13 protein-coding genes are annotated in these 11,922 nt (G+C 68.9%); 8 read left to right on the forward strand and 5 right to left on the reverse strand.

Features of this window, described 5'->3' with window-relative positions:
* Window positions 1–151 precede the first annotated feature (151 nt).
* Together QFZ58_RS03460 and QFZ58_RS03465 are read left to right on the forward strand one after the other, a co-directional pair.
* The gene (locus QFZ58_RS03460; protein WP_307123406.1) at window positions 152–997 is read left to right on the forward strand and encodes a prephenate dehydratase; all 846 of its coding nucleotides are present in this window, start codon (window positions 152–154) and stop codon (window positions 995–997) included.
* Window positions 998–1,430: 433 nt separating this feature from the next.
* Window positions 1,431–1,931 (forward strand): ATP-binding protein, encoded by a 501-nt coding sequence (locus QFZ58_RS03465; RefSeq protein ID WP_373428512.1) that lies wholly within the window; start codon window positions 1,431–1,433, stop codon window positions 1,929–1,931.
* A gap of 98 nt (window positions 1,932–2,029) precedes the next feature.
* Here the strand turns inward: QFZ58_RS03465 and QFZ58_RS03470 are convergent, their stop codons facing one another.
* A complete protein-coding gene (locus tag QFZ58_RS03470; RefSeq protein WP_307123407.1) occupies window positions 2,030–2,365 on the reverse strand; it encodes a MerR family transcriptional regulator in 336 nt (111 codons plus the stop codon).
* A gap of 1,031 nt (window positions 2,366–3,396) precedes the next feature.
* Window positions 3,397–3,924 carry a GNAT family N-acetyltransferase gene (locus tag QFZ58_RS03475; protein WP_307123408.1) on the reverse strand — a complete coding sequence of 176 codons (528 nt, stop codon included), beginning with the start codon at window positions 3,922–3,924 and terminating at the stop codon, window positions 3,397–3,399.
* Window positions 3,925–4,457: 533 nt separating this feature from the next.
* On the opposite strand from QFZ58_RS03475, the gene QFZ58_RS03480 reads away from it, so the two are divergent.
* The 4 genes from QFZ58_RS03480 to QFZ58_RS03495 all read left to right on the forward strand — a co-directional run bounded on the left by QFZ58_RS03480 (window position 4,458) and on the right by QFZ58_RS03495 (window position 7,224).
* Window positions 4,458–4,754, forward strand: coding sequence for a hypothetical protein (locus QFZ58_RS03480; protein WP_307123409.1), 297 nt, complete (start codon window positions 4,458–4,460; stop codon window positions 4,752–4,754).
* Window positions 4,755–5,233: 479 nt separating this feature from the next.
* Window positions 5,234–5,887 carry a hypothetical protein gene (locus tag QFZ58_RS03485; RefSeq protein ID WP_307123410.1) on the forward strand — a complete coding sequence of 218 codons (654 nt, stop codon included), beginning with the start codon at window positions 5,234–5,236 and terminating at the stop codon, window positions 5,885–5,887.
* Window positions 5,888–6,208: 321 nt separating this feature from the next.
* Window positions 6,209–6,553, forward strand: a complete 345-nt coding sequence (locus tag QFZ58_RS03490; protein ID WP_307123411.1) for a hypothetical protein — start codon at window positions 6,209–6,211, stop codon at window positions 6,551–6,553.
* Window positions 6,554–6,801: 248 nt separating this feature from the next.
* Entirely contained in the window at window positions 6,802–7,224 is a 423-nt protein-coding gene (locus QFZ58_RS03495; RefSeq protein ID WP_307123412.1) for a hypothetical protein, read from the forward strand.
* A gap of 302 nt (window positions 7,225–7,526) precedes the next feature.
* Here QFZ58_RS03495 and sigJ read toward each other — a convergent pair whose 3' ends face one another.
* The gene (gene sigJ / locus QFZ58_RS03500) at window positions 7,527–8,426 is read right to left on the reverse strand and encodes an RNA polymerase sigma factor SigJ (RefSeq protein WP_307123413.1); all 900 of its coding nucleotides are present in this window, start codon (window positions 8,424–8,426) and stop codon (window positions 7,527–7,529) included.
* Between the two features lie 101 nt (window positions 8,427–8,527).
* On the opposite strand from sigJ, the gene QFZ58_RS03505 reads away from it, so the two are divergent.
* Complete coding sequence (locus QFZ58_RS03505) at window positions 8,528–8,890, forward strand: hypothetical protein (protein ID WP_307123414.1); 363 nt, start codon at window positions 8,528–8,530, stop codon at window positions 8,888–8,890.
* Window positions 8,891–9,217: 327 nt separating this feature from the next.
* Here QFZ58_RS03505 and QFZ58_RS03510 read toward each other — a convergent pair whose 3' ends face one another.
* Window positions 9,218–9,949 carry an SDR family oxidoreductase gene (locus tag QFZ58_RS03510; RefSeq protein ID WP_307123415.1) on the reverse strand — a complete coding sequence of 244 codons (732 nt, stop codon included), beginning with the start codon at window positions 9,947–9,949 and terminating at the stop codon, window positions 9,218–9,220.
* A 96-nt stretch (window positions 9,950–10,045) separates the two neighbouring features.
* Between QFZ58_RS03510 and QFZ58_RS03515 the strand changes: the two genes are divergently transcribed.
* Complete coding sequence (locus tag QFZ58_RS03515; protein ID WP_307123416.1) at window positions 10,046–10,915, forward strand: LysR family transcriptional regulator; 870 nt, start codon at window positions 10,046–10,048, stop codon at window positions 10,913–10,915.
* Between the two features lie 337 nt (window positions 10,916–11,252).
* Here the strand turns inward: QFZ58_RS03515 and QFZ58_RS03520 are convergent, their stop codons facing one another.
* Complete coding sequence (locus QFZ58_RS03520) at window positions 11,253–11,753, reverse strand: GNAT family N-acetyltransferase (RefSeq protein ID WP_307123417.1); 501 nt, start codon at window positions 11,751–11,753, stop codon at window positions 11,253–11,255.
* Window positions 11,754–11,922: the final 169 nt, after the last annotated feature.

Below are 11,922 nucleotides of genomic sequence, written 5' to 3' on the forward strand. Positions count from 1 at the left end.
TTCGACGGAGGCGCGCTCCGCGCCGGACGGACGGCCGGTACCCCGGGTGCAACGGATGGAAGAGGGCTCACCGATACTGCAGTGGCACATGCTTCGCGGTGGGGTTCCCGCCGCCCGGCATTCCAGAGCCCCACAGTGGAAGGCTGTCACGGTGACCACCGTCGCATATCAGGGTGAACCCGGATCAAACTCGGCGACCGCAGGCCACGCCCTGTTCCCGGAAGGACAGGAGCTCCCCTGTACGAGCTTCGACCAGGCTCTGGACGCCGTCACACTCGGCACCGCGGACGTCGCGGTGATTCCGGTGGACAACTCTGCGGCCGGGCGCGTCGCGGACGTGCACCATCTGCTGCCGGAATCGGGGCTGTTCATCGTCGCCGAATACTTCCTCGCCATCCGCTTCGATCTGATGGGTGTCCCCGGCGCCGCCCTCGATCAGGTGGAGTGCGTACGTAGCCACGTGCATGCCCTGGGGCAGTGCCGGAAGGTACTGCGGGAGGGCGGTTGGCGCACCCTCGTCAGCGATGACACGGCCGGGGCGGCGCGTGAGGTGGCGGAACTGGGTGATCCGCGGCACGCGGCGCTCGCCCCGCCTGCCGCGGCTCGGCTCTACGGGCTGGATGTCCTGCGGTCCGAGGTCGAGGACGACCCGGAGAACACCACGCGCTTCGTCGTCCTCTCCCGGGACTCCTCCCTCGCCCCGGACACGGGCGAGGCGATGATGACGAGCCTGTTCTTCTGCGTGCGCAACATCCCCAGCGCCCTCTACAAGGCGCTCGGCGGCTTCGCCAGCAACGCCGTGAACCTCACCAAGATCGAGAGCTACCAGATCGGCGCCGGGCTGAACCCCAGCCGGTTCTACGTGGAGATCGAGGGGCACCCCGACGAGCCGCATGTGGCACTCGCCCTGCAGGAGTTGCGCTTCTTCTCGTCCGAGGTGCGCACCCTGGGGACGTACCCGGCGCATCCGCACCGGCTGCGGGGCCAGGCCGGCTGAATCGCCGAGCGTGCGGTTCGGTGGCGCGGAGCAGTCAGACGAAGTTCGAGGCGTCGAGCCATGCCGACCGCAGCGGTGGTTCCTGCCGTCACCCACACCGGCGTGACATCGGGCCATGCGCCGTGACGGGCCGTTTCGGCAGCAGTGGACGCCCGAATCGCATCCGCGGCGGCGACGGGCCGACGGCGCGGGTGCACTCGCGTGCGCGGGGCTGGGGACCGGCAGGTCCTGTGGCGCGCTGATCCTTCGGTGTCGTGCAGCGCCACGGCACGCGCATCGTTGCTCGGAGACGACGTGACCGGGCCTCAGGCGGTCGAGGGGCCGGACATGCCTGGGCGTAGTCGAAAAGGAACGATGGTTCGCGGCCTGAACCCGGCGGTTCGGGGCAGGAGCGATGCGACATTCGGGCTGGGCGGAAGCTTAGGCGGGGGACATGAACGCAACGACGACACTCGACAGGACCGAGCGGGACGAGCAGGAGTTCGGCAGCGGTCGGGTGGCGGCCGGCACGGCCTACGACATGGAGGCCGGAGAGATCGCCGCCGCGCGCTCTTTCACCCGGGAGTTCCTGACGGACGTGCAGGCCGCACACGGCGTGCGTGTTCCCTCACGGGCGTCTGAGATCGCGCAGCTGGTCGTCAGCGAGTTGGCCACAAATGTGTGCAAGTACGCGCCGGATCCGTGTCTGCTGGACCTCGAAGTGAGCGGCGGCATGCTGATGATCACGATGTGGGACTCCGGTCCGGTGCTTCCCGCAGCACGGCACACCGACCCCGGCCGCGTGGGACAACACGGTTTGGAGATCGTTCTCGCCGTCTGTCAGAGCTTCGAGATGCGACGCGAGCCTGTGGGAAAGCGGATTCGTGTGCAGATCCCGTTGCTGGACGAGCCCCACAACGAGCCGGTCGGCCGGTCTCCCTGGGGCCTTTCGTAATCAGCTCACCTGCCTTCGGGCCGGCGGGGCGACCGCGCAGCACGAAGGCAGGTGAGCCGGCACACAGCGCCTACCCCGGTGTGGTGGGCACTGTGGTGTCAGGCTGCGGTCTGCGGTGTCGAGGAGTGGGTGGCGCGGTGTTCGGCGTTGATGCGCTGGGCTTCCTCGAGCTGGTCCTCAAGGATCACGATGCGGCAGGCAGCCTCGATCGGGGTTCCCGCGTCGACGAGTTCCCGGGCCCGGGCCGCGATACGCAACTGGTAGCGGGAGTAGCGGCGGTGTCCGCCTTTTGAACGCAGCGGGGTGATGAGGCGGGCGTCCCCGATGGCACGCAGGAAGTTCTGGCTGGTACCGAGGATGTCGGCGGCGCGGCCCATGGTGTAGGCGGGGTAGTCGTCGTCTTCCAGACGGCCGAAGGAATCGTCTGCTGTCATTGCACCTCTCTGTGAAACACGCTGGAGGGGCCCCGGTGCCATACGGCACCAGGGCCCCGAAGGAACTGCTACACCATCTGCCGGCCCTCGTGCTGCGCCGGCCCATTTGCTCCGCAGACCCGACCTGAACGGCGTCGGGGGTACGGGGATCGCTGTTGCTCGACCGGAGACCACCTCACTATCGATGTCCTGCGGTACCCGGACATAGACCCTGCCCGGGCGATCCTGATGGTGTGTCACTCCTCCGTTTCTTCCTCTGGACCAACTACTTGCAACCAGTACTGCGAACTACCGAACTGCTGGTGAAACGAACTGCTCGGTGGCCTGCGGTAGCGCCACTCTTCGGCAGCCAGCCCCGTCGCCCGTCCTGCATCAGCTCTGGCTTGGAACCCCACTGCCGAACGTCCCGGTACGCGCGCCCCACAGCCGGCGCCTTTACCGAGGAACCACTTCGTACTGCACTGCGGGCACTGGATCCTGCGTGTGGCGGCCCCTGATCACCGCGGGCCACCCGGTCCGGTCGTCAGTCCCGTCGCCATCCTGCAACAACTCCGGCTTCGGAACTCCACCACCGCACCGACCTGCGAACTACGGGTACTGCTGCCCGGCAGTGCATCCCTGCCGGGCCCTGCTTTCCTTCTGGCTACGAGAGAAACCATAACCACACCGCCACCCAATGTCTACTCCCTGCGGAACAGATTTTACGGCCCCTGAAGAGGAGTAATCCACTGGCGGACTAGGGCGGCGGACAGAAGAGGGCCGCGCTCACGCCTCGCGACAGCCACCCGGCTCTCCTGACTTGCCTGCAGGTCGCCGCGGAAGCACAGTCGTCGGTCGAGGCCGCCACATCGGCCGCCGGCTGCCGCGAGACCCTCATGCCAGGTCGGCACCGAGGAATCCACCTGCCTGTCGTCCATCAAGTGCCTCTGTGACGGAGCACGGCATCAACCGATGGCCTCCCCCGTGCCCGGCGAACGACCGCATCCCACATCAAGGGCGAGACCGCGTTCGACACCCGATGAACAACGAGCTCAGTCGCCGAGGATCCGCTCCCACAGGAGCCCGTCCCGCCAGCTCCCGTCAAGAAAGATCGAGGAGTGCGCGACGCCGTACGGGCTGAACCCGTTGCGGCGCAGCACCCGCTGCGACGGCAGATTCTCCAGATTGGTGGACGCCTCCGCACGGTGCAGACCGAGTTCGTCCGTCATCACCCGGAGTACAAGCCCGACGGCGTGCCCGGCGTGCCCTTGGTTCTGGGCGACGCCGGCGATCCAGTATCCGACGGAGCCGCGGCGCAGGTGCGGCTGCGGCAGGATGCCTCCGACGGTCACCTGCCCGATCACCTGGTCGTCGGCGAGCACCACACCCGGCCAGACCGCGCCGGCCCGGTATCCGGCCAGCAGGCTGTCGATCCGCTCCGCCTGGCCCTCCGGGGTGAAGAAGCCGGCCGGCTGGGCCGGTTCCCACGGCCGGAAAGCCTCGAAGTCACGCACCCGGTGCGCGGCTATCGGGGCGGCGTCGGTGGGCTCGATCAGGCGGATCCTGGTGCTGCTGCGCATGGGCTGATCCTCGTCGCGGTACGTCGGATGAGACGGCAGCCTATGCGTGGGGGGCCTTCGTCGGCGCACTCCCACCCGCCGGAGGATCGAGACGATCGCGCAGCTCGGCGTCGCCGCGTGGAGCAGGCCCCGGCTGGGCCTTACTCCTCCTTTCCGTGCACGGCTCCAGACTCCTCCTTTCCGTGCACGGCTCCAGGCCCCGCTCCCTCATCAGCCTGATCGGCGAAAAACCCAGGCACGCACCGCAGGTCCCGCCGCCTTCCCTGAAGACACTGCCGGCTGAGTGAGGCCGCAGGTTCGGCTCCACAGGCTTTCGCCGTGATCCAGGTGATGTGCAAGCGGCCAAGTCTGCGCGATCAGGCTGCGGCCGGCGCCTCAGTACCCACCCTGGGAGCGAGCGCAAGACCTGGGCCAGGGGCAGCACGCACCCGTGGCAGCACGCACTCTGAAAGGTGCAACGCCGACAAGCGGTACGGCCCTCGAGCCCGTGACTCGAGCCGTAACCAAGATGCCATTGATGCGTTGACTCGGTCATGCACCTTCGACGCATCACTACTGCCCTGGGCGTGTTCGCGGCGTCAGCCCTCTTGGCCGCATCCGGGCCCACCTCTGCCTTCGCCGCTGAGGGTGTCCTCATCGTCAACGGCAACGCGTACGACGATCCGAGCGGCTGTTACCCCATCGACTGGTTCCCGACGAGCGTGACCAACCACACCGATGCCATCGCCGAGGTCCATGCGGGCCCAGCCTGCAGTGGCCAGGTGGAATGGCTGGTCCACCCGGGCGAGACGTACCACAGCGAGTCTGCCCAGAGCATTTTCGTCCTCTGACATCCGGGCGCCGCTTCCACGTGCAAAACGTGGACACGCGGCCGGGGGCAGTCCTCATGACAGTGCCGCCCTCCGCATACCCGGCCGGCCACCACGAGGGATGCAGTCGGACGGGCCGGCCGGCCGGGCATTGCAATTGCCGTACCCGACTCATCACTGTCGGCACACGACTGCAGCGGAACTGCAGCAGAAATGAGGCTCTTTCACGCGCTGAGGTCTGCGTATTCTCCTCGTGACGTCTTGGGCAGGCGACAGGAAGGGAAACTCAGATGAGCGGAAGCGGGGGCGGAGCCGGGGCGCCGTGGAATCCGTACGGAGGAGGACAACCGTCGCAGCCGGGTCGGCCACCCGACCCGCCGGCGGGCCCGTGGCCTCCGGATCCGGCTCGTCGGCTGACTTTGGGACGCCTGTTCAATCCGTTCGCCGTCGGGCGTGCGGTGTTCACTCCGTCCCGTCCGGACCGTGTGCACGACCCGGCGGTGAAGAGGGTGCAGGTCCTGCGGACGATCGTCGGCCTGGTCGCCGTCACGTGGATGCTGTTGTCCTACGGGCTGGCGTCGGACGCCGACGCCGTGGTGGATGACCGCTTCGACCAGATCCGTACCACCCTCATCGTGCTGGGGGTGACTTTCCCGGTCGCGGTCGCCGCCTTCGTCGTGGCGGCCCGCCCGCCCAACCGGCGCCTGTTCCTACGCCGCGTGGGCAAGCCCGCCGGGGCGCTGCTCGCGCTGGTCGTCGCACTCGCTGTGCCGCGACTGATCACAGGGCTGGGCTACGTGGACGAGGAGACGAACTGGACGGCGTCGGCGGGGCGGGTGGCACTGCTGTTCGCGCTGGGTGCCTTCCTGTTGTGGCTCGCACCTTTCGCTCTTTACGGCATCGCACAGTCGCTCGTGCACGTCTTCCGGACGGCGGACCTCCACGAGACGGTTCCACCGCTGCTCGCGACGTTGCTCGTTTGGGAAGTCGCCCTCTTCGACGTGTTCCGGGGCGCATACGACAGCGTGCCGTTCGGGGTGCGGGTGGCCTTCACCCTGGGAGCCCCGCTGTCCGTCACCGCCGTGGCGATGTGGGAACTGCGGCGGCTGCGTACACGGCACGGCATCACCCTGCGCCGAGCGCTGCTTCGCTAGGCCTTCTCGGTCGGGTCATTCCGGGCTCGCGTGCCCTGGAACCGCACCTCGTCCGACCGCCCGCACCGGCCCTGACGGTGTGTGGCGCCGGCGGTGCACGCCTGGGCATCACGGCCGGGAGAAGCCGCAGGAAGCGGGGCCGAGCCGGGCTCCTCCGGGGCTTGTCCCAGGGCGTGACCTCGTCGCCCACACCGGTTTCTCCTTCCTGCTTCCGACGTCGGCCGTGAGCCTCTGAGCGTGTGTTGCACTCCGACTCGTCGGGCAGTAAGTCTCTGGGACCGACCTGTGTCCGGCGGCTCACGGCCTCGTAGGCTCAAGAACATGCACAGCACCCTGACCGCGCACGCCCGGTGCCTCTACGGAGACGAGTACCGACCCACGCCGAGGTGCAGCTTCGAACACCGAGAGCACTACTTCGTCGAGGAACTCACCTTCGCCGACGCGGATGCAATCCTCGCCATGCTGCGTGAGTTGTGCCCGCACATGGTCGACGGCCGCCTGCCGGTCTGGGTCCGCAACCTGTCCTACCGGCTGGTGCTGTTGCAGCGACCCGAACAACCGGCGCTGATGAGAGAGGCTGCCGAGAGCCTGTGGCTGCACGGGCCCGACTGGGACGACATCGCCACGGATCTGAGGAGGCGGGCGGACGCTCTGGAAACGGGCTGATCACGGCGTGCGCCAGAGACGCGTCGCGCCACGGTGACCGTGGGAGGTCGGCCACCCCACGCCGTCACGTGCGCGGCCGGCCGGAGGATCCGCCGTGATCGCAGTCCGTGGTCGTGGGCACCGCCTGGGACCCGAGAACGGCCCGAGCGACTTGCAGGATCTGCCTGTAGCTCGCCGACAACGAGTGTCGGTGGCCCCGGATAACATGCAGCGCACGTCAAAGGGACGGTCAACGGAAGGGCCTTGTGATGGGTGGCAACGAGTGGACCTCGACCGGGCCGTACCAGGCGGATCTGGCAGTGGCGTTCCGCCAGGCGCAGGAGCAGGAACTGGCCAAGGACGACCACGGGTTCCCCGAGCGGAGCATCGTCGAGCTGTGGGAGGACGACGACTGGCTGGAGTACATCCTGACGGGTGGCACGTGCTCGGTGCTCGACTTCTACACACTCATCGATGCGGAGGCCGGGGACGAGTTCGCCATGGTGCGGCCGCTGACCGAGGTCGAAGTGCGTAGCTGGGCACGCGATGGCAGACCTACCCATGCGCAGTGGGACGCCGCTCTCCGCGCCGAAACCCTGCCCTTCCCAGGCCGTGGAACCGGCCGGTGCACGATCCTCTACCGCGACGGCGAGCCGACGGAGATCGGGTACTGGGGGTGTACGGCGGACTGAAGCTCGCCCTGGACGAGCGGGTGCGGAGCCAGGTCACGAGGGCCGCGATGGTGACGTCGGAGGTCGAGCGAACGGAGCCGCGCCTGTCGTAGCACGTGGCGGCGACGCGGGGGTACTTGAGCTTGTTGATCGTCCACTCGGCGATGTCACGTCGCACGTACCTCATGCTGCAGCCGGGTGGTCGTCCGCCGCGTGCACCGTGGCGCAGGCGGGCGGCGTGGCTGTCGGTGTTCTCCGGGGACGGTGTGCCGAGGACCGGGCGGCGCAGGTACGGTCGCACAGGCCCGCTTTCCGTCGACGTGTCAACCGCCTCGCACCCACGGCCGCAACTTCTCCGGATTGCGGACTGCCCAGATGCGGGTGACGCGACCGTCGGCGACATCGAAGGACGCCACGGTCGTGACGACACCGGCATGCTGAGCCACCAGGCCCGGCACACCGTTGACCGACCGCTCCAGGAGTTCGAGCCCCGGAGCCTTGCCGGCGATGGCGATCATGTACTCGGCGATGCGTGCGCCGCCTCCGATCGGGCGCAGGGCGGTGCCGACCATGCCTCCGCCGTCGGCGGTCATCACGGCGGCCGGGTCGAGGAGGCCGACGAGGGCCGCGATGTCCTTCGTCTCCCATGCCTCTTTGACATGCCGCACCACGTCGGCCTGCCCCGCCGCCGTCACCGGAGCGTCGCCCACGTGCACCCGCCGCCGGGCAGAGGCCGCCAATTGCTTACAGGCCGCAGGGGTCCGGCCGAGGATGCCGGCGATCTCGGCGAAGGGATATCGGAAGACGTCGTGCAGGACGAACGAGACCCGCTCGGCGGGTGTCATCGCATCCAGGACGACGAGGAAGGCCATGGCCACCGATTCATCCAGGACCATCTGGTCGGCGGGGTCTGTTCCGTGGCCGCCGCCCCACTCGGCGCGGTCGGGCAGCGGCTCGGGCAGCCACGCGCCGACGTAGCGTTCACGCCGGGCCCGCGCCGAGCCGAGCACGTCCAGGCATATGCGGCCGGTCACCGTCGTCAGCCAGGCGCCAGGGGACACGATTTCCGCCTGCCGGCTTCGCGGCAGCGCGTACCAGCGCGCGTAGGCCTCCTGCACGGCATCCTCGACCTCGGCCAGTGAGCCGAGCAGCCGGTAGGCGACGTTGATCAGTTGGCGCCGCTCATCGGCTGTCTCGCCGGTGCTCGTCTCAGCCGTGCCCATGCCCCGGCCGCCTCCTCGCCTTACCTTTCGCAGGCCCGCGTCGTCGGGCTGGTGAGACCTTACCGATCTACTGCCCCCGGGGCGGAAAAGGGGACCGTGACATGGCCACCCAGGCGACAGCACAGCGCAGCTTCTCGTTCCTGCGGATCGCGATCATGCTGCAGACCTTGACCATCTTCCTCCAAGCGGTCTCCGCCGGACTGCTGCTGACCTCGTCCTACGGGGAGACACTGCACAGCGTCGGGGCCCGTGTGATGTACGGGGCGTCGATGCTGTACGTGCTCGCGGCGGTGCTGGCGTGGAAACCGGGCGGCGGCTCGCCCCGGCCCGTCCGGCACGCGGCCGGCTTCCTCGTCCTCGCCTCCGTCCAGGTGGGGCTCGGCATCGCGCACGTACCGTCGGTCCACCTCCCCCTCGGTGTCCTGATGTTCGGGCTGAGCGTGCTTGCGCTGGCCCGGCGCTGAACGCGTCGCGGCCTCGGCCTGGTTGCGCGTCCGACGTCCGCCCTGAGGTCGGTAGGTGGTGAGCGCAGGTGCCCCGGTGTGTTCCGCAGGGGTACGTGAGCCGTGAGCCACCTCATGGTCCAGGGATGTGAGCCGCGCTCCCGGAGCGGAGCCCACCTTTCCCTCACCGGTGATCGCGAGGTGCGCAACAGCCTCCTGATGGTTCGGTCCATGGCGTGCTCCGGATACCTGGATTCGAATACCGGCCCGTGGTCTCCGTCGGATACGCGCCTGCTCGAGACGTGGGCGAAGCCGCCTCACCCGGCGCGTCAGGCTGCTTCGCGCACCTCACCAGGGCACTGGGCCGGCGTCTTCGGCGAACGTGCCGGTCGGACCGTCGTCGGGCAGGGTCGCGAGCTCGATGGCGATCGCCGCGCCCTGGTGGGGGGTACGCACGCCGCGGAAGCCGTTGAGGTCCGTCGCGACGAATCCGGGGCAGCCTGCGTTGATCAGGATGTTCGTACCGCTCAGCTCCCGGGCGTACTGAAGGGTGACGGCGTTCAGGAACGTCTTCGACGGCGCGTACGCCACGGCCACCGGGCCTGTCGTCTGCTCACCGGCCACTCCTGCCTGCCGGGTGAGGGAGCCGACGCTGCTGGACATGTTCACGATCCGCGGCGAGGGTGAGCGGCGCAGTAGTGGCAGCATCGCATTGGTGACCCGGATGACACCGATCACGTTGGTCTCCACGACCGTCCGGATCGTCTCGGGATCGACCCGGGTGGGCTCCTGCGGCATGTCACCGGTGATGCCGGCGTTGTTGACGAGCACATCAAGCCGCCCGGCATGCTTTTCGACCAACCGTGCGGCGGCGGTCACGCTCCCGTCGTCGGTGACGTCCAGCGGTACGCCGAACGCGTCGATGCCGGCGGCGCGTAGTTTCTCCACCGCAGCTTCCCGTCGTCGACCGTCACGGGCGCCGACGCCGACGCTGAAGCCGAGGGCACCCAGTCCCGCCGCGATCTCGTACCCGATGCCTTTGTTCGCGCCTGTGACCAGCGCAGTCTTCCGTTCATTCATGGGCACCATCCTGATCCGGACCTCGGCGTGGGGTCCAACACCGATCAGGTGTTCAGCCATACCGACCAGGTATCGATCCCGGGATAGCATGACTACGTGGAAACCCGGGAACTGCGGTACTTCGTCGCTGTCGCGGAGGAGTTGCACTTCGGGCGCGCCGCACAACGGCTCGGGATCGCGCAGCCGCCCTTGTCGCGGGCGATCCAGCAGCTCGAACGACGGCTCGGGATGGCGTTGCTTAACCGCACCAGCCGCACCGTCACGCTGACCGAGGCCGGCTCGGTCCTGCTGACCGAGGGACGGGCAGCCCTCGACGCGGTCGATGCCGCCGAGCGCCGGACCCGCCGCGCCGCCTCCACCGGGGCCGGCCGTCCCGGTCTGGTCCTGGCCGCAAAAGCGGGGGCGTCCAGCGAGCTACTGGCGAAACTGCTCGACGCCTACGCCGCCGAACCCGGCGCCGTGCCCGTCGACGTCACGCTGTGCGGCCCGGCCGAGCAGGAAGGGCTTCTGCGTGACGGGCGTGCCGACGTCGCCCTGCTGCACCGGCCGTTCGACTCGACAGCCGGTTTCGACACCGAAGATCTCAGTTCGGAAAGTCAGGTCGTCGTCCTGCCGGCCGGACATCCGCTCACCGTCCGGGCCCACGTGCACATGGCCGACGTCACCGCCCTGCCGGACCTGCCCCTGCCGCGCTGGCCCGACCCCGACGGGACCTACCCGCCCGGTCCCGGCCCGCGGGTCCGGGACCACGCACAGCTGCTGCAACTGATCGCGCTCGGCCGCGCTTGCGCGATCTCACCGGACTCCTGCCGGGCCCAACTGCACGGTGACCTCGCCGCAGTGCCCGTCCTGGACGCGCCGACTGTCACCACCGTGATCGCCTGGCCGCCGCACAGCCGTTCCAGGGCTGTGGCGGAGCTCATCCGGACGGCGACACGTCTCCGGCATTCCAGCTCAAGATCGTGATATTCGACAATGCGATGCGCGACTTGCCGGTGGTCATCGCTTGCGTCGGCCCGGGCAGCTTGACGGCGGTGTCACCAGGCCGGGCCGACGACCCGCACCACCGCGGCGAGCGGTACCGAGGTGGCTGACCGACACCGGTAGCAGGCGAGTACGCCGGTGGCGCGGTGGCGGATGAGAAGATGGTGGCTGCCGGAGGGTGTCACGCCCGAGGCTGCATGCCACCCGGGCCGGCCTGCCCGGCCCACGCTGTGACCGGAGCCGGCCTTCTTCTCATGCCGATGATCAGCGGTGGCCACGACGGTCGTCCCCGCAGCCGGTCCCCCGGCACGATCGCGCTCTACGGCCGGAGCACCAGGTCGCGCTGGTACCAAGTACCTGGCTCGCCGCCGAGGTGGGCCGGGTCGGCGGGGCCTACGGGGACGAACCCGGTCTTGGTCAGCACCTTCCGGGACGCGACATTGCGTTCGGCTATGGCCGCTCGCAGTGTGCGCAGCCCGTGCCGGGCCGCCGCCAGTCGGCACAGTTCCAGAACGCTCGCGGTCGCCGTACCGCGGCCGGCGACATGCTGCGCGACCCGGTAGCCGAGTTCAGCGCTGTGATCCTCGATGTCGACCAGGTTGAACCTGCCGAGTACCGAGCTGTCCTCGGCGACGAGCACGTGGAATGCGCAGATGCCCGCCTCCTGCTCAGCCAACAAGGCGTTGTACCGGCCGGTGAACCGGGCGAAGAAATCGTCACCGCGGTCGGGTACCGAGGCAGCGAAGTAGGCGCGGTTCGCCAGCTCGAAGGCCAAGACCGCCGGGGCGTGGCCGACATGCAGCCGCTGCAACTCGGGCATCCCCCGACCTTACCCAGGCGATCGACCCGGGTCACCTGGTATGCGCCGGTGGCAGACAGCTCCGAACCCAGGAACGTTACGCGCTACGCCGGCGGAACCGGGGCCCGGTGGATCACGGGCGGATCCGTAGGCCGGGATGTTTCAGTGGATCCGGGCAGCCGGCGTCCGA

The organism is Streptomyces sp. B1I3, assembly GCF_030816615.1.
In the GTDB taxonomy this organism is placed as follows: Bacteria; Actinomycetota; Actinomycetes; order Streptomycetales; family Streptomycetaceae; genus Streptomyces.